Origin of the sequence: Providencia sp. PROV197 (assembly GCF_028479625.1) — a bacterium.
Taxonomy (GTDB): domain Bacteria; phylum Pseudomonadota; class Gammaproteobacteria; order Enterobacterales; family Enterobacteriaceae; genus Providencia; species Providencia vermicola.
Genome location: NZ_JAMPNZ010000018.1, coordinates 20,104 through 38,180 on the forward strand (window position 1 = coordinate 20,104; position 18,077 = coordinate 38,180).

Annotated in this window: 12 protein-coding genes and 1 pseudogene; 7 read left to right on the plus strand and 6 right to left on the minus strand. The window is 37.6% G+C overall.

Annotation, left to right across the window (positions count from 1 at the left end):
* Nucleotides 1–69 precede the first annotated feature (69 nt).
* On the minus strand, nucleotides 70–783 hold the full coding sequence (locus tag PR808_RS09960) for a UTRA domain-containing protein (RefSeq protein WP_206083515.1): 714 nt from the start codon (nucleotides 781–783) through the stop codon (nucleotides 70–72).
* 276 nt (nucleotides 784–1,059) lie between these two features.
* Here PR808_RS09960 and PR808_RS09965 point away from each other — a divergent pair, with 276 nt between their 5' ends.
* The 3 genes from PR808_RS09965 to PR808_RS09975 all read left to right on the plus strand — a co-directional run bounded on the left by PR808_RS09965 (nucleotide 1,060) and on the right by PR808_RS09975 (nucleotide 6,073).
* Nucleotides 1,060–2,313, plus strand: coding sequence for a hypothetical protein (locus PR808_RS09965; RefSeq protein WP_272539216.1), 1,254 nt, complete (start codon nucleotides 1,060–1,062; stop codon nucleotides 2,311–2,313).
* Nucleotides 2,310–3,440: a hypothetical protein gene (locus PR808_RS09970; protein ID WP_272539217.1), complete on the plus strand. Its 1,131-nt coding sequence runs from the start codon at nucleotides 2,310–2,312 to the stop codon at nucleotides 3,438–3,440. Before PR808_RS09965 ends, PR808_RS09970 begins: the two co-directional genes overlap by 4 nt.
* A gap of 323 nt (nucleotides 3,441–3,763) precedes the next feature.
* The gene (locus PR808_RS09975) at nucleotides 3,764–6,073 is read left to right on the plus strand and encodes a M66 family metalloprotease (protein ID WP_272539218.1); all 2,310 of its coding nucleotides are present in this window, start codon (nucleotides 3,764–3,766) and stop codon (nucleotides 6,071–6,073) included.
* 90 nt (nucleotides 6,074–6,163) lie between these two features.
* Here PR808_RS09975 and PR808_RS09980 read toward each other — a convergent pair whose 3' ends face one another.
* Nucleotides 6,164–7,459 carry an MFS transporter gene (locus PR808_RS09980; protein ID WP_272539219.1) on the minus strand — a complete coding sequence of 432 codons (1,296 nt, stop codon included), beginning with the start codon at nucleotides 7,457–7,459 and terminating at the stop codon, nucleotides 6,164–6,166.
* Between the two features lie 259 nt (nucleotides 7,460–7,718).
* On the opposite strand from PR808_RS09980, the pseudogene PR808_RS09985 reads away from it, so the two are divergent.
* The 3 genes and pseudogenes from PR808_RS09985 to PR808_RS09995 all read left to right on the plus strand — a co-directional run.
* A pseudogene (locus PR808_RS09985) lies at nucleotides 7,719–7,904 on the plus strand (GNA1162 family protein); the annotation flags it as partial.
* 535 nt (nucleotides 7,905–8,439) lie between these two features.
* Nucleotides 8,440–9,843, plus strand: a complete 1,404-nt coding sequence (locus PR808_RS09990; RefSeq protein ID WP_206083519.1) for a tryptophanase — start codon at nucleotides 8,440–8,442, stop codon at nucleotides 9,841–9,843.
* Between the two features lie 67 nt (nucleotides 9,844–9,910).
* Nucleotides 9,911–11,158: an aromatic amino acid transporter gene (locus tag PR808_RS09995; RefSeq protein ID WP_272539220.1), complete on the plus strand. Its 1,248-nt coding sequence runs from the start codon at nucleotides 9,911–9,913 to the stop codon at nucleotides 11,156–11,158.
* A 76-nt stretch (nucleotides 11,159–11,234) separates the two neighbouring features.
* Here PR808_RS09995 and PR808_RS10000 read toward each other — a convergent pair whose 3' ends face one another.
* Entirely contained in the window at nucleotides 11,235–12,185 is a 951-nt protein-coding gene (locus PR808_RS10000) for an energy transducer TonB (RefSeq protein WP_272539221.1), read from the minus strand.
* A 20-nt stretch (nucleotides 12,186–12,205) separates the two neighbouring features.
* Nucleotides 12,206–14,371: a TonB-dependent receptor gene (locus PR808_RS10005; RefSeq protein WP_272539222.1), complete on the minus strand. Its 2,166-nt coding sequence runs from the start codon at nucleotides 14,369–14,371 to the stop codon at nucleotides 12,206–12,208.
* Between the two features lie 464 nt (nucleotides 14,372–14,835).
* On the opposite strand from PR808_RS10005, the gene PR808_RS10010 reads away from it, so the two are divergent.
* Entirely contained in the window at nucleotides 14,836–16,386 is a 1,551-nt protein-coding gene (locus tag PR808_RS10010; protein ID WP_272539223.1) for a methyl-accepting chemotaxis protein, read from the plus strand.
* Nucleotides 16,387–16,744: 358 nt separating this feature from the next.
* Here the strand turns inward: PR808_RS10010 and fis are convergent, their stop codons facing one another.
* Together fis and dusB are read right to left on the minus strand one after the other, a co-directional pair.
* The gene (gene fis / locus PR808_RS10015) at nucleotides 16,745–17,041 is read right to left on the minus strand and encodes a DNA-binding transcriptional regulator Fis (protein WP_004258438.1); all 297 of its coding nucleotides are present in this window, start codon (nucleotides 17,039–17,041) and stop codon (nucleotides 16,745–16,747) included.
* Nucleotides 17,042–17,048: 7 nt separating this feature from the next.
* Nucleotides 17,049–18,032, minus strand: coding sequence for a tRNA dihydrouridine synthase DusB (gene dusB, locus PR808_RS10020; protein ID WP_206083522.1), 984 nt, complete (start codon nucleotides 18,030–18,032; stop codon nucleotides 17,049–17,051).
* Between the last annotated feature and the right edge of the window lie 45 nt (nucleotides 18,033–18,077).

Genomic DNA, 18,077 nt, shown 5'->3' on the forward strand with positions numbered 1-18,077 from the left:
GTGCTTGATGTCTTTTTTATATTTATCAGTCGCTTTGGGGCAATTTTGCCCCATTTTTTTATCTTTGCATTAATTCTCAATACGCGAATGCAATTTTAATTTGTAACGAGAACCTGCTGTGACCATATTGACGTAGCTAATCAGTGTATTTCCAGTCCAAGTTCGACGCCTAAGTTGCAGGCAAGGTGAATTTTCTTTAATCGATAATGATTGAGCGATGGATTTTGTGGCTAATGCCGCTTCTATGGTGTGTTCCATTTCACTTACAGGAAAATGGCGTTGTAAATAGCCACTTGGTGTTTCTGTATCCCCATATTTTTGCTTAACAAATTCAGGAACGATTGCGTGGTTAACGTAGCGTTCTTCCAACATGAGAGGGATATCATTTTCAAAATGTAGTACTTTACAATAACCGACCTCACTTCCTTCACTAATTCCGAGTTGTAGCGCAATTTCTGCAGATGCAGGGATGACTTTTAATTGCAGTTGATGCCCACTATACTTCTTGCCGCTTAGGGATATTTCATCAAAGATATCAAATGCTTTTGTCACTGGAAGCTCATGCTTTTGTGTCGCAACAAAAGTACCTTTACCTGCAATTCGGTTTAAAATCCCTTTTTGGCTTAATTCAGAAATGGCTTTGTTTACTGTCATACGGCTGACATTAAACTGCGCACATAGCTCAAGCTCTGTGGGAATTTGTGTTTCGGGTTTAAAAATACCCAAATCAATACTGCGTAAAATGTAAGACTGAATTTGCTTATAAGCAGGTTGTGATGTCATCGCTTTTATTCAAAATTGTCGTTAGAGGAAGGCCGAGTAAATCGATTTTATTGCCATATTATATGTATAGACTTTTTTGTGATTGCAAGTTTATCAGTAATTATTGGCTTTACTAGTAGATAGCGCGTATTTCGAAATATAAAACCTCGAAAAATAGGTGCTTAAGGGCACTCGTCATTATCTGAATTATTTTATTATAAGATAAGTTTCACTAGGGCAATATGCCTTTATTTATTATCATAATGTTAAATTTACTTAGCGAAATAGGCATTATTCATGCGAGTTCAATATTTCCATGTCAATCTTACTCAGTGTGATTATCAAAATGTCAGTCCAATTGGTATGGCAAGGCTGATAGCGTCAGGGAAAGTTTTTTTCTTTAATCAAGATGACTTTAAAAATAGTAAGATTTTTTTGGAACGCCTACAAGAAGGCGATTCTTTGGTTATTTGTGCAGAAGAACTGAACGATGGCAGCTATTGGTTAGAATGGGTCTATCATGAAAAACATGGTCGATTAGAGCCCGATAGAAATGTGAGTTTTACGCGCTCTCTGGGCAAACAATATATCATTTCGCTGGTATTAATGGCCTTGATCCCTGTGGTGTATTATTGCTTTATGGCTGCGGAAGATAGCTTTTTAATGATAGCGCTGGTGGCAATTTTAGGTTGTGCCGCTTTTTGTGGCATCGTTTTATTTGGCCTAGCCCTTGCACAAACGAAGCGCATTATTAGTCCTAAACGAAAACAAATTTTAAAAGTATTAGACCTTATTATCGAGGGGCGATTCAAAATTAACGAACAAAGCCCATTGATTGAAATTGACGGTATTAAAAACCCTAAATCTAAGGCCAGTAATTTACGTAAGGCTAAAGATATTAGCATTGATAAAACCTCATTATCGGTTACTCGCGGTAAGGTGAATATTACAGATAATCGAAGTTTGACCATTAAGGCAGGGGATACAGAGCAAGCGCTAAACCTTATCAGCTTACAAATTAATAAAAGCCATATGGAGGTTTTAGTTTCAGCCAATGAGCCTTTGTTTAATAACCACAACTTATTTATTGCGCAAGGTGATGAGCTCGAAGTTTTCCATAAAAATATCCAAGATCACTCAAATGAACAGGCAATATTTGGTATCTATAACCATCAAGATGGACTTGCCTATAGCTTAATTGGCAGAGGGGCACCTCAAGAACGTGGTTTTTATTTCGGATTATGGGGGTTTACCTGCTTTCTTTTAATTTTCTTTGTTCTTATTGCTGTCGGGCTAACAACTTCTGAAACAATAGAGAAAGGCAATTATTGGGACTATTGGGATTGGGTTAATATCTTAGATACAGGAGGAATGTATATTAGCGTTACGACAACCATTTTATTGGGGATAAGCTTTTCAATTGGTTTGGGCGTTGCAATATATTACCAATTCTCTCGACGAGGTAAGGCCTATTATCAATCACAATATATTTTGAAACATTTACGTCGCCAACATGGTCAAACAGATTATGTGACGGAGGTGCGTTCATGAACCCCTTTCTCAGTAAGCGTTTTATCTTATTAACTGCAGTTTTTGCATTAAGTTTGTTATCGACCGTTTTAATTTTTGTGCGAGACGGTAGTATTGCTTGGCAAATAGAACATCATCAAGAAAACCGTTCTGCAATTACCAATTATGATTGGGCGACGACTTTCCCCGCTGAAAATGGCATATTAATTGTGACGCAAAAAAGCCAGAGTTCAAATTATTACTACTCATCATATAATCCATACGCATATGAAAGAGAATATGACTACCAAGTATTATTTGCAGATAATCAAGGTATCCGTTTTATCACTCGTGGTGATAAAAGCTTTTATAATGCGATATGTGAGAGAAAACAATGCTTATTGTTTCTTAGAGATGGCTACCAAACTATCGATTTAACAACACTATCAGCCAGTAACATTATGCCATGGGAAGATAAATCTGGCGTTCAATTTGCAGGGTTGATAACAGGTAAAATTTATCAATCTAAAAATTATCCTGCTTATGTTGTGGCAAATAATGAAAAAATTTTTGTTAGCCAAGATAAAGGTATGACATGGGAACATTTTATGGATGTTCGGGAGCTCGCTAAGTCACTGTACCCTGAGGAAATAGAGAGTCGCTCTGAATTTGCTTTTGCCACATACAGGGACAAAGTCGTTATGTGGTATAGCTATGGTCATCAAATGGGATCGTTGGAAGTAGTTATGGATATTCCGACTAAACAAGTGGTTAGTAGTAAATGGCTACCCGTGCGTATTAATGAAGCAGCACAAAACCTGAATGGTGATATTTTTGTTATTGCTCAAGAACCGTCTCGCCGATTGTTTTCGTTAATGCAATTTCACCCCAATGGAAACTTCGAATTAATCGCAGAGAGTGGCTATAACAATTTACATAGTTTAAATGTTGGTAACCAAGGATTAATTGTTTCGATTTCAGGTAATGGCTCGCAACAATATTTGATGATGGATATTGCTACAAAGAAAACTCGCTATCGTCCAGATCTCTCACTATACAAAAAAATATTTAATGGGGAAAACCAGTCTTTTATTGAAGTAGAAAGTACTTACTCGAATGAGGGAACTCTCACTAGAGGTGCTCAGGTTTCTTACCAATCTGCTTTTTAATATAGCTAATCTATGAGGTGTGTTATCACACCTCTATTTAATAGTATAGTTATACAATATTTTAGTATTTCCATAATGAGTTAAGTCTGTTAAATAATATTTAACGAATTAAGGCGTCTAGTTTATTTTTTATTTAAAATTAATGATTGATTTTAATTATCTTACTTTTCAAGTTGATGGGGATTTGAATTGGAAGTAATTTATTAATTTGAATTTATATTATTTTTATTTAATTCTTTAATATTGTTTCCTCTTTAAATTATATGACAATTAATGGCTATTTAAAGTAAACAATCCGTCCAACAAGAAAAGGCAGATTTTAAATGAAAAAAAACATAACCTATTTTAATAATTCTAAATATGATAGTGATACTTATGGTGATCTTAAAGGTACGGTCTATTATGTGCAAAATAGTATTATACCCGCAAAAAATCATGTGAGTAATGATATTCAACCAACGTTAATATCAAATAGAAAAACAATGTTTATGTTTAAGCCTCATGACGATTTATTAAGCGAATCTCCTATTCGAATTGCTATTTATAATGAAAATTCTGATATTTTATTTAATCAGGAAATGTTATCTCCTGAGCACCTAACCAAGACCTGTTCGAACGTATATGCTGAAATAGAGGCTGATTTTTCACAGCCATCCTATTTTGATTTTACCTTAGATAATAGTGAACAATTAAAAAATGCTAAAGACCCATTGTATTTTAATAAGTTTATTGACGAATATAACACAATAAATGTAGTAACTTATGATGGCGGATACTCTCCATCCTTTGAGTTATTTTATAATTTGGATTATGCGGGTAAAAAAGTGTTATTCCAATGTACATCAACATGGGGGATTTCAATTCTCTTTAATTCTACAAAGAAAAATCTTGAACAAGGGGATTCCTTATTACTTGTTAATGAAAGAGGGACATGGTACGAGTCAACTGACAGCAATAGTGATGGAAAGTTTTTATCAGAAATTCAATATATAGGAAATACTTGGTCTGTCGTTGTTCCTCAAGATGTTATTCAACCAGGAATAAAGCTTAAATTTATCCGAGATAATAAATTTGGCTTTATTGATAAGCCTATAGTAAGAGCACCTAATCAGTTGTTCTTAAATACGATTGCAATTGGTATGTTAACTCCCCATAGAGAGAAATTTGAATTTCAAGAAAACCCTGAATATCATCGTCAATATTTTCAACAAATTCCAGTATCTCGTTTAATCGTCAATACATATGATCCTATCGATTTAGATGAGGTGATGCTGTCTGATGGACGCTTACTTACTGGCCATGCACCAGGGAATGGTGGCTGGCACGATGGAATTATGAGGGAACAAATTGCCAAGTCACTGATTGCTTCAGGAATTAACTATGCAAATTATGGTATCAATGTAACAGGTAGAGAGCTTGGTCCAAGGGGAAATACATCACAATTTACAGTACATACAAGTATAGGGATGTATGAGAATGGCATACAAGTTCATGGAGGATCGGGTGGAAGTGGCATGGTGACGCTAGATGACACGATAGGAAATGAATTTAGTCATGAAGTTGGGCATAACTTTGGTTTAGGGCATTACCCTGGGGATTTTGATGGCTCAGTTGCTCAGATCCCAACTCATCGAAACTCTACATGGGGATGGGACTGCGATAATAATTTTTTTCTGCCTAATTTTAAACAAGATATCACCAACAAACCTACATATCTAGAAGATGAAGGAATTGGGCCGTGTGCACCCCCTTTTGAAGGCCACTCTCTTGGTAGAGATGCTATGGCGGGAGGCAGTCCAATGTATGAGAAGCACAATGTTTTTACTTTACATACACCATATTCATTATTTTATATTCAAAATGATTTGGAGAGCAAAGCGATATTTGATCCAAATTCTAAAACAGGATTTAGCATTTGGAATAATCAAGAAAATAAAATGGTAGAGTATGAGAATAAGGTAAAAAAATATGATTTTAAGTGGGTCACTATTAAAAATTCTGTAGATATTACAGCTGATTATATAAATGATTACTTTGAAGAAAATAAATATATTTATATTGATATTTATGACGGGAATTGGGCTGGAAATGTTTATTTTCCAGATGCGAATGATGACAATAATGGCAATGTTATAAAAATCAACTCGAGCTCTAGTTATGGTGTTTATTTACATATGAATGGAACTATTTTATCAGCTGAAAAAAATATTGAATTATACTATGTCTCAAATGGCGTTATTTGGGTTATTGAAGACGAACCTTATGTTGACTTGGTTCCTTTAGAACAAGGTAGGAAAGTAATTACTATTATTGGGTTTTACGATCCACGTAATGAATTACCAAGTTATATATACCCTCCGTTAAATTCAGCATATGGAATGATATATGAATCAGATAAGGTTATGGATAATAATAATTGTTACCTTGAGGTTGAATATACTGATGGTTTATTGAGTTTCCATAAGCTGAAGAATATTAGAGTTAGAGATGATGAAATGAATCAGTTTCACATTAATGTGAGTCGAGATTTATCTCCAAAATTAGCTCGTATCATTGTTCGGGGGGGTGTTGTCGCGGAGAAGTCAATAAATCTTGGGAGTGATAATTTAGCATACACAATTAATGAGCATTAATTATTTTAAAGCTAATGCCATTATTTAGATTAGAATTAAAATTGATGAAATCTTTAAAAGGATAGAATATATTCTATCCTTTTTATCATATTATACGATCTGTTTGGCTGGTAATAAGATAACAGCAATCGCAGCAATAATGGCGACAATAGCAAATGCAATGAAATTCCAACTTGTGGCAATTCCAAGGCTCGCAATATATGCACCAAACATTGGCCCTGTCATAGCACCAATTCGTGAGAAGCTAAGTGCCCAACCCGTTGCAGATGCGCGCGCATTGGATGGGTAATAATTGGCAATATAGCCTGTTAAGATCAATGCAGCTGAAATACTGCCGACCCCAGCAAAGGCGACGAGCATATAGTTCATATAAATATTTTGCTTGAATATCAAGCTTCCCACACCAATAGCACCAAGCAAAAAGAAGAAGGCCACAGAATTTCGAACACCATATCTGTCTGCAATTTTTCCTAAGAATAACCCCCCCAGCGCAGAGGCTAAGCTAAATACAATTAAAAATGTTAAGCTGGAACCTAAGTTATATCCTTCTTTACGCATAATAGAAGGTAGCCAAGTATTTAATCCATAGACTAATAACATACCGCAGAATAAGGCTATCCAAAAACAAGCTGTAGCTCGTAAGTAGCGCCAAGCAAAAACAACGGAAACAATTTCTTTAATACTTTGGGGGTTATCTTGCACATGCTCAGATGTCGATTGGTAATTAATATCAAGTTTTTTAGCTAATGCCTTGGCTTCACTGTGTAAGCCTTTATGGGTTAAATATTCGAGTGATTCAGGAAGAATGCGTGCCATTGGCCAAATAAGTAATAATGGTAATGCACCAAAAGCAATCACGCTTCGCCAGCCGAATTGTTCAAGCAACCATATCGCGACTAGAGCTGCGCTTAAAATCCCCAATGAATAACCAGAATACATAATGCCATAATTAAATGAGCGTTTTTCACTGGGGGAATATTCAATGGTTAAAGCGGCGGCAACAGGAATTACACCCCCTAAACCAATTCCACCAATAAAACGCATGATCCCAAAAACCCATGGTGTGGGTGCCAATGCAGCGCCTAACATGGTGACTGAAAATAACGTTACGCAGGCTAATAACATGCGCCGCCGACCATATAATTCGCTTAGTGTGCCAATAATAAAGGCACCAAAAAACATACCTATTAATGCATAACTACTTAGAGCTCCTAGCTCAAGAGGCGATAAACTCCATTGCTTGTATTCGGCAAGGGTAGGTAGTACCGCCCCCATTACGCCGACATCGTATCCTTCAAACAAAATACTCATCCAGCAAATCAGCAAAACCTTTGATGTTGTTTTTGTGGAAGTAAATGATTTCACAGCGATTGTTTGCATCGTCATAATTAACTCTCTTATTATGAGGGTTTAATAATTTTTAGTAGCAGGCTTATTTTTATGGTCACAACGTGCCCTCCCTACACTTACTGTTTCTGAGAGAAAGCACAATCATTAATGTTAATAAAAAGTTAAAATAATGCAGGATGTGGATATTTTGTGCAGAAAATTTCATGGGATACAGAGGGTTATTCTCATTAAAAATAAGTTTTGTTGAGTATTTTATTTAACCCGCACTAAGAAACTATGGGTTACATTTGTTTATAACTCCTCTTCAAATGGTATTTTAGGTGCGCTAGTTTCTGCTGTTATGAATCAGATAGCAGATACGATGACAGATAAAAGCTATGCAATAGCGGGTATAACAAGTGCTCGGTTATTATCTGCAGGTAGCCCTAATGGGATTTTATACGGTCCAAAGTCAACAAAGTATGGCAAAGATGCTCAGTAACGATTAGTTAAGTAATGGATAAAGCCTTATTGTAAGATTCTATCCATTTAATTTTAATTAAGATATTTTTATATTAAGCTAAATTATTCTTTATAATTATTCAACTAACATACTTATTATCAGCTCCTTGTGAAATAAGTTAATTAATTAAATTATTTTTAACACCTAAATTGCATAAAATAAACATTGTGACTGAGCTCAAAGGGTTTATGCTATTTAGCCTAAATAATGTGATATAAGTATAATAATATGACAATAGGGGTTAATTTAAGAATGTAACTGTTATATATATAATGCAGATGGTTGTACTAATTCCTTGTTGATAGGAGTCATAGTATGTTCTTGTTAAACGAGTCACTAATATCAAGGTATTTCTTCTATATGAAGAAATGGTTCAATATTGATATCTCCCTAGCCTTCTTTTTTCCAAATAATTAACCTTTCAAATTTTCCTATTTTAAAAACTTCGTTAGCTTATTTTTTATAAGTTCGAATTCTTATATTTATTATTTAATGAAAAATTAAAGGTATTATCATGGCTAAAAGAATCGTAGAACCATTTCGTATTAAAATGGTAGAAAATATCCGTATCCCATCAAGAGAAGAGCGTGAAGCTGCATTAAAAGAAGCGGGATACAACCCATTTTTATTACCAAGCAGTGCTGTGTATATCGATCTCTTAACTGACTCTGGTACCAATGCCATGAGTGATCACCAGTGGGCAGCGATGATTACGGGTGATGAAGCATATGCAGGGTCTCGTAACTATTATGATTTAAAAGATAAAGTTAAAGAGATGTTTGATTACGATTATGTCATTCCCGCTCACCAAGGCCGTGGTGCTGAAAATATGTTGTTCCCTGTATTGCTGAAAGTCAAACAGGAACAAGGCGGAGCGAAAAAGCCCGTATTTATTTCTAACTTCCACTTTGATACGACAGCAGCCCACGTTGAGTTAAACCATTGTAAAGCAATCAATATCGTTACAGAAAAAGCCTATGACTCAGATACCTATGATGATTGGAAAGGTAACTTTGATATTCAAAAATTGAAAGATAATATTGCGCAGTATGGTGCAGAAAACGTTGTTGCGATTGTTTCTACTATCACCTGTAATAGTGCAGGTGGCCAGCCAGTATCTATGGCTAACTTGAAAGAAGTGTATGAAATCGCAAAACAACATAATATTTTTGTTGTTATGGACTCCGCACGTTTCTGTGAAAATGCGTATTTTATTAAAGAGCGTGATCCGAAATATAAAAATGCAACGATTAAAGAAATCATCCTTGATATGTACAAATATGCTGATGCATTAACGATGTCAGCGAAAAAAGATCCGTTATTAAATATTGGTGGATTAGTTTGTATTAAAAATGATGAAAATATCTTTACGCTAGCAAGACAGCGCTGTGTTCCGATGGAAGGTTTTGTAACTTACGGCGGTTTAGCTGGCCGTGATATGGCAGCGATGGTGCAAGGCCTTGAGGAAGGCGCTGGTGAAGAATACCTACATTATCGTATTGGCCAAGTAAAATATTTAGGTGACCGTTTACGTGAAGGGGGAATTTCAATTCAATACCCTACAGGTGGACATGCTGTATTTGTGGACTGTAAAAAACTGGTCCCACATATTCCAGGTGATCAATTCCCAGCGCAAGCTGTTATTAACGCGCTATATTTAGAGTCAGGTGTTCGTGCTGTTGAGATTGGCTCGTTTTTATTAGGACGTGACCCCGAAACTGGGAAACAAAAACATGCAGACATGGAATTCATGCGGTTAACTATCGCAAGACGTGTTTATACTAATGACCACATGGATTACATTGCAGATGCTCTGATTGGCTTAAAAGATAAATTTGCCACCTTAAAAGGGTTGGATTTTGAATATGAGCCACCAGTATTAAGACACTTCACAGCAAGATTAAAACCTATTAAATAAAAAATAGGTATATCTTATGGTTCCCGTGCAATGCGGGAACCTCATCCTTATTCTTAAGGTAAACACCATGAATAATTCGGCAGCCAAGAAAGAACCCTCCATAATGGTAGGGGGTTTTGTGCTAGGCGGTGCCATGATAGGGGCGGGAATGTTTAGCTTGCCAACTATTATGGCTGGAGCTTGGTTTATTAACTCTGTAGTTATCTTGTTAGTTGTTTGCTTTTTTATGTTTCATTCAGGGATTTATATTTTAGAATGTATTTCTAAATATGGTGCCGGGACGAATTACTTTTTTATATCAAAAGAACTTTTACCAAGATGGGCCTGTTATATTGCTAACATGGCATTAATATTTGTCCTTTATATATTAATTTATGCCTATATATCTGCAGCGGGATCTGTTATTAAAGAAGCAGCGGCTATTTATGGTTATGATATTAATTTAAGAGTTATTTTTATTGCCTTCACATTAATACTAGGTGCGAGTATTTGGTGGAGTGGTGTTGGTGCGAGTCGTTTAACATCATTATTTTTATTTATAAAAATTATTTTGTTTATCCTCGCATTCTCTGGATTATTTTTGATTGTCAAAACGGACTTATTATTAACATCACCTGTTGAAGGTGGGCAAACCGCATTATTACCTTTTGTATTTATTATTATTCCCTATGCAATTACTTCATTTGGTTACCATGGTAATGTGTGCAGTTTGTACAAGCTATATCATGAAAATGAGAGAAAAGTGGTTAAGAGCTGTGTGATTGGTTGTGTATTAGCACTCGTTCTTTATTTTCTTTGGATTATGGGGACAATGGGTAATCTACCAAGAGCTGAGTTTTTAACAATAATAAATAAAGGCGGTAATTTAGACGCATTTATTGAATCACTTTATTCCGTTCTGAATAGTAAACACATTGCGACATTTTTACTTTGGTTTTCTATTAGCGCTGTATTTTGTTCATTCTTAGGTGTTGCTATTGGGTTATTTGATTACATACTTGCATCTTTGAGCTTTAAAGATAACCCATCAGGGCGAATGAAATCAGCATTACTTTGCTTTTTACCCCCTTTAATTCTTTGCATGTTATTCCCAAATGGTTTTTTAATCGCAATAGCATATGCTGGTATGGCAGCATGTATTTGGGCGATAATCTGCCCTGCTATTATGGCATTGAAAGTCAGAGAACGTTTCCCGGATTCAAAATTTAAAGTATGGGGCGGTAAAGGGTTAATCTATGCCGTTATTGCTTTTGGTATTTTGGGTATTATCTGCCAATTACTCGCTCAGTTTAATTTTTTACCGATATACCGTTAATTTTTCAATCTTGTTTTAAGCTAACTGTAAAGGTACAGCGGGGTTTGCTGTACCTTTTTTCTGTTAAATTACCCGGTTAATACTGAAAAACCACTGTCTTTTTAAAGTACATTTTAATGTTTTGTCCTTGGTAAATAATGGGTTTAAATGCCATTTTTTTAATTGCCTTCACGGCTTCTTCTTTAAAACCTAAATCAGGGATTTTACTATTTAATATTTCAACGGACTCAACTTGGCCATCTAACCCTACTAATAATCGAATTTGCACTTTAACCACTTTTGTATAACCCAAGGAGCGAGCTTCTTTGGGATATTTAGGGTTTGCATCCTGTAAAATTGTGTAGGAGATCCCGCTCGAACCCAGTGCGGTATAGCTGCCATCCCCATTTGCTGCAAATTGGCTATTACCGGATAAGGCATTTATCCCTTGGCCACTTGGGCTGTTTTCTGACGCCAATGGGGTTGCGGTGGAACCATTTTTTTCGGGAGCATTGGATGTCATCGCCTGCGCTTTGTCTTGTGAGCTTGATGGTGTTATTTGATGCGGATCTTTTGTAATCAGTTGGTTCTCCGTCTTTTTAGGTGGATTATCAGCAACTAATTGATGTGGTGTGTTCTGCTCTGACTTGTGTGCGGGTTGAACGGGTTTAGGTTTTTTCATCACTTTTGTTTTTTGAGTAAGTAATGGGGACTCAACGGTATCATCAATGGGTATATTCGCAGAAATAGGGTCGCGTTTTGGCGGGTTTTGAGCTTTATTTGCCGGCTTTTGTTGAGAAATAGGCTCTGATTTTGAGATTTGCTCTGAGGCTATTGTTTGTCTCAGAGGCTCTCCTTGGTGACTTGCTAGACTTGAGCTCCCTTGAGAGCTCATTGGTCCACCAAGGGATAACGTTATTGTTTCTACACCTTCCACTATGGGGAGCGCCCTACCAGTTTGTAGGGCGATAAACACAATAGCTGTGATATGAATGACGAGTGACACCGTTAAGGCGAGTTTATAACGAAAAGAGGGATGTATAGTCACCGAAACGTTTCCTGTTTAAATCAATAGGTCGCTTTTATACCCGCAAAGAATGAACGCTCATTTCCCGGAATTAATGAACCATAGCCTGAGGTGACGTAATCGTAGTAAGTTTTGTTCATCAAGTTAGTAACACCACCATATAATTCAATATGTTCAATAGGTGCATAACGAACACTGAGGTCGATAAGCTCACGAGATTTCACTACGCCATCTTCTTCTTTATTGGCATCAGAGAGAAAATTATTGTACGAACCGTAATAGGTGTATTGAATATCCCCTGATAAATCCTCGGTAAAGTCGTATTTAATTTTTAGTTTAACGGAATGCTCTGGCACTTTGGTTAAACCACTTTTGGTGTAGTCGATGGTGTTTTTACCATTTTCCTCCAAAAATTGGCGTCCATGATTATTGTAATCTGAGCGTCCTCTGAGCCATGAATAAGACTCTTGGAAGGTGAAATCGCCGAGAGTTTGTTGGAAGTCGACATCGGCTCCCCAGCGGCGAGTTTTTAGTAAGTTCATCGTTTTCGCGTCATTAACACTGGTAAGATAAATACGATTTAGTTGATTATTGGTATTTGATGTCCAGAGCGTTACATTGACTGTGCTGAACGCCAATTTATCTCTAAGGCCAAGCTCAAATAAGTCATATTTTTCATCTTCGGCCTTAGTCGGGGTATAGATTTTTTCACCATTAACAACGGATTGATCGCTGATTTGCAGGCCGTCAGGAAGGGTGTAACCTCGTTCGTATCGCCCATACACTCGGCCAGTATCACGATAAAGATAAGCAAGGGAGAGCTCCGCCGCGGTATTCCAACGGTCTGAGGTACCCGAGCCATTTACCGTACCACTTTTATCAAATGACCATTCAGACAATTCACGTCTTAAACCTTGCGTAAATACAAACTGCTCTGATTTCAAACTGTTAAGTGCATAAATGGCTTTTGTTGTTTTATCGTAATCGAAATTATGAGGAACTCCATAATAGCGGCCTTTCTTATCTTTTTTATAGCTACCAATATAATGAATTGAGGCTTTTTGTTGCGAATAATCAACACCAAGAAGTAAATTGCTATTATCAAGATAACCAATATCTAATTTTATTTTTGTGCCGTGGCTTTTTTGATCAACTTTTTGTTCCCAATTGGCATTATTGGTATAAAAACCATCGGTATAGAAAACATCAGTGGCAAAATTTAGCTTATCGGTAAATGCATTTTGATAGCTAAGGTTATAGCTATCGACCTCGCGGTCGCCAATTAAATAACCACTAATGGTTTTTTTAATCAACTGACCATTTTCATCAATACCTACAGTGACGGTTTTATCTGGTGGAACGTAGTCTTTACCGTATTTTTTGATATTACGTGAAGTCAGCGTTTTAACGTACTGTGAGCTTTCCGTGAGATGGCTTCCACGTAACATAAGACTTTGATCTGGCGTGAGATCCCATCTCCCACCTAAGGAGTAATATTCTGAGTTACGGTAAGTATCTTTATAGTAGAGGTCACGGTTGAGTTTACTGGCTGTCCCCAACAAGGAGAATTTATCATTAACCCGAGCACCTAAGTTGGCATTTAAGCGGTATCCTTCTGAGTTCCATTCAGATAAAACGCTGGTTTTAGGATCGGCCATACTTCTTAAGTTAGAGGTAATGTTAATAACGCCACCCGCAGTGCCTGAACCATAAATAACGCTTCCACCTCCCGGAATAATTTCAATCCGCTCAAGCTGTTCAACAGCGATGATATCGTAGTTAGTAGTATAAGGATGATTCGCAAGGGTCGTAATCGGGGCGCCATCAAGTAACACTTGCAGATTACGCTGTGAGGTTTCTGCGCCTTGTCCACGCAGGTCAATATTTCCTTGCCCAGAGGTATCTACGCTAATACCAGGAACGGATTTAAGCACATCAGAGATGGTGCGGTTCCCTTTTCCCTGAATATCTTCTTTTGTAATAACAATAATTTGCTTGGTATCTCGCAAACGTTCAATTTCAACATAATCTGGCCGAGCGTAGCTATCTTGTAGCTCAATCGTATCATCATCACCTTGGGGTTGTGACGATTTGAGTTCTGTGTTGGCTGCATAAGTTGTAAAAGAAAGAATAGATAAAATAGTAAAACAAATAATATTTGGCTTAAGTTTAACCCTATTGTTTCCAACGGGGGAGATAGTTTTCATTGGAGTAGGCTTGCCTTTTGTAATGATAATACAAATGATAATCAATATTATTATATTAAAAGTAATTTCAAGATCAATATATTTAAGTCAATTTATGAGATAGATAATTATTTGATTTAAGTGAGAATAAATTGTGAATTGATATCGACATGATTAATGATGAAATCGATTATGTAGCGGGAATTGAGTATAAGAACAGTATTGGGCAAAGATAAAAGCTGGTGCATAAGCTTAGGGTTAAGAAACTGTATTTAGCGATCTTTATCAAATTTATAAAATTAATTTATACCGTATGTAAAATTAATTATCTTAAAACTAAATAATAACCCTTTTGAATTATAAGCGTTTTTACTTATTTTATTGTTTTTTGTCTATTAACTAAGCCGTTTAAGTGGCTAATTTTTTTCTCTTTATCGCCGATAAAGTTAAATATCGTCATTTTATCCCACCAAAAGAGAAATTGTATGCAGAAACTTCGAAACTACTCAATTCGTGCTGTTATGCTCATTTTATTAGGGCTTCTATGCTTGATCTTGGGGGGAACCAGTCTCTATAGCGGTTGGTCTTTGTCTCGGATTGCTGATGGTAATGATATCGATAGGCAATTGGTGAAACAGATGACAGTACTCAGTCAAGGAAATGACCAATATTTTCGTTTTGTCACACGGTTAACGCGTGTGATGGAAAGTAAAAATGAGGGAAAAGCTATCGATTATGCACCTGTTAAAGATGCGATGGAGAATATGGCAAGCTATCTTGAGCAGATGAAAGCGATTTCGCCAGGGCCGATGGATACTGAGATTTCTGAGCAAGTGATTAATAGCTGGCAAGCACTACTTGATGCGGGTGTTAAGCCACAGTTAGTTCTAGGCATGGGAGATAATTCACAGGAATATTTAACCCACGCGCATAATGTGACCCCAGCATTGAGCAGAACATTTGGCGCATCAATCCAAAAGTTTAATCAATCAGCAGAAGAGATGATCAGTGCAACACGTGACCAAGTTGATAATCAAATGGATATTACGCGTGTCGTAATGATTGTTGCGACGGTACTCGGGGTATTAACTCTAATTTTCACCGATCGCTACCTTGCAGCTATGATGCAAAAGCCATTGGATTTGCTAAGACAATATTTTTCGCAAATAGCGAAAGGGGATTTAAGTCATTCAATTAAGCCTTTCGGAAACAATTGCGTTGGTAAACTATTTCCGTTGCTTGAAGAGATGCAAACAAGCTTGCGCGGATCAGTTAGTATTATACGGCAGGGCAGTGAAAATATTTATCTCGGGGCGAGTGAAATTTCCAATGGTAACAGCGACCTTTCATCGAGAACGGAAGAACAAGCGGCAGCGTTAGAAGAAACGGCGGCGAGTATGGAACAAATTACTGCGGCTGTGCAGTTGAATATGGAAAACACTCTTCAAGCGAACCAATTAGCAAGTGAAGCGTTTGTCGTAGCAAACAAAGGAAATACGATCGTTGATTCAGTTGTTGTGACAATGAATGAGATATCCCAAAGCTCACAAAAAATCGCAGATATCATCAATATGATTAACGATATTAGTTTTCAAACCAATATATTAGCGCTAAATGCCTCCATTGAAGCGGCAAGGGCGGGTGTACACGGCCGTGGTTTTATGGTCGTCGCGGCTGAAGTCCGTAAGCTAGCGAGTCACAGCGCGGATGCGGCAATGGAAATCGAACGTTTGATTGCGGATTCAGGGGCCTGTGTTGAAAAAGGGACAGGACTAGTTAATGAAATGGGTAAAACCATGGAAAACATTCTGCAAGGTATCAATGAAGTGACTGCGATTATGAAGCAGATAACGGTGGCTTCTGAAGAGCAAAGTAAAGGTATTGCTCAAGTTGGTGTGGCGATTACACAGATGGACAGCGTTACACAGCAAAATGCTTCTTTAGTTGAGCAAGTGGCAACGGCGGCCAGTTCATTAGCTGAGCAAACTCAGGAGTTACAGCAGGGGGTTAGAAAGTTTCAACTAACGAGTGTGTAACCCGTTAGTTGATTAAGCTGAAATAGGGGGATAGGATAACTAACTGTATTTGTTAGATTATCTTATTCCTTTGCGTAGGTATTCTGGTCAATTTGACTCAGGAACGCTTCAAGGTCAGTTTCTAATTGTAAACCACTAAGGGGGCTATAAGAATATAAGCCATCACTGACTTGTTAATCAGACTTAACGCATCACCTTGTGCTTATTTTTGGGAATCGCTTGTCATGGGGCGATATTGTTGATTACCGCGATAAGTGCCAAGAGATTGTGAGCAGAATTTTGGGGGGGAGGGGGAACAAAAAAGCATTCCCTGAAAAACAGGAAATGCCTTTAAAAACACTGCATTAACCGACTAGGATTAGTTCATGCCGTATTTTTTCAGTTTCTTACGCAGAGTTCCGCGGTTGATACCCATCATCAGGGCTGCACGGGTCTGGTTTCCACGGGTATATTGCATAACCATGTCCAACAAAGGCTGTTCTACCTCAGCCAATACCAGCTCATATAAATCGTTAACATCTTGATTATTTAATTGAGCAAAATAGTTCTTCAGTGCTTGCTTAACTGAGTCACGTAACGGTTTTTGAGTTACTTGATCTTGTGAATTTACAGTAGCAACGGTTAGTACGTCAGAATTTACGCGTTGTTCGAACATAGTTCTGTCAGCTCTTATCTTTATTTACGCAAAAATTTTCAAAAAATGCTTCCAACACCTCCAGCTGTTCGCTGGCATCCTCAATGGCGTTGAATGAGCGCCGAAACTGGTCATCAGGTGCATGTTCTTTTAAGTACCAAGAAACATGTTTGCGCGCGATACGGGCTCCTTTGCCTTGACCATAAAAGTCGTGCAATTCCTGTACGTGCGCGAGCATAATGCGTTGTACCTCTGCCATAGGCATTGGTGGCAAGAGCTCACCTGTGTCCAGATAATGCTGGATTTCCCGAAAGATCCAGGGTCTTCCCTGAGCGGCTCTGCCTACCATCAAGGCATCCGCCCCTGTGTAGTCTAGAACTGCTCTGGCTTTATGCGGGTCAGTAATGTCGCCATTGGCAATAACCGGAATGGTAACAGTCTGCTTAACTGCCCGAATGTTGTCATATTCAGCCTCCCCATTAAACAGACAGGCTCTAGTTCTGCCGTGAATAGTGAGTGCTTGAATGCCGCAATCTTCGGCCAATTTGGCAATCTCTATGCAGTTTCGCTCTTCAGGTGACCAGCCTGTGCGGATCTTAAGCGTAACGGGAACATCCACTGCTTTAACAACGCCTTCGAGAATCGATTTAACGATGTCTGGATAACGTAACAGTGCTGAACCTGCAAACTTACGATTCACTTTTTTAGCTGGACAGCCCATGTTGATATCGATGATTTGAGCGCCACTCTCAACATTAATTTGAGCCGCGGCAGCCATTTCATCGGGATCATTGCCAGCTATTTGAACAGAACGAACCCCAAGTTCATCACGATGAACCATTCTGAGTCTAGATTTGTCTGTCTTCCAAACTTGAGGGTTAGAAGAAAGCATCTCCGATACTGTCATCCCTGCACCCATGTCATAACAGAGCGACCTAAACGGTTTATCTGTAATGCCTGCCATGGGGGCAGCAATAAGACAGTTTCTCAACTGATATTGTCCGATTCGCATATCTAAATGGGGGCCATACTGTGACTGCAAGGGCGCGTATATTAC

What these genes read in the sequence shown, in the direction of transcription:
- PR808_RS09960 (WP_206083515.1), bottom strand. Translation starts at nt 783, where the DNA reads ATGACATCACAACCTGCTTATAAGCAAATTCAGTCTTACATTTTACGC.
- PR808_RS09965 (WP_272539216.1), top strand. Translation starts at nt 1,060, where the DNA reads ATGCGAGTTCAATATTTCCATGTCAATCTTACTCAGTGTGATTATCAA.
- PR808_RS09970 (WP_272539217.1), top strand. Translation starts at nt 2,310, where the DNA reads ATGAACCCCTTTCTCAGTAAGCGTTTTATCTTATTAACTGCAGTTTTT.
- PR808_RS09975 (WP_272539218.1), top strand. Translation starts at nt 3,764, where the DNA reads ATGAAAAAAAACATAACCTATTTTAATAATTCTAAATATGATAGTGAT.
- PR808_RS09980 (WP_272539219.1), bottom strand. Translation starts at nt 7,459, where the DNA reads ATGACGATGCAAACAATCGCTGTGAAATCATTTACTTCCACAAAAACA.
- PR808_RS09990 (WP_206083519.1), top strand. Translation starts at nt 8,440, where the DNA reads ATGGCTAAAAGAATCGTAGAACCATTTCGTATTAAAATGGTAGAAAAT.
- PR808_RS09995 (WP_272539220.1), top strand. Translation starts at nt 9,911, where the DNA reads ATGAATAATTCGGCAGCCAAGAAAGAACCCTCCATAATGGTAGGGGGT.
- PR808_RS10005 (WP_272539222.1), bottom strand. Translation starts at nt 14,371, where the DNA reads ATGAAAACTATCTCCCCCGTTGGAAACAATAGGGTTAAACTTAAGCCA.
- PR808_RS10010 (WP_272539223.1), top strand. Translation starts at nt 14,836, where the DNA reads ATGCAGAAACTTCGAAACTACTCAATTCGTGCTGTTATGCTCATTTTA.
- fis (WP_004258438.1), bottom strand. Translation starts at nt 17,041, where the DNA reads ATGTTCGAACAACGCGTAAATTCTGACGTACTAACCGTTGCTACTGTA.
- dusB (WP_206083522.1), bottom strand. Translation starts at nt 18,032, where the DNA reads ATGCGAATCGGACAATATCAGTTGAGAAACTGTCTTATTGCTGCCCCC.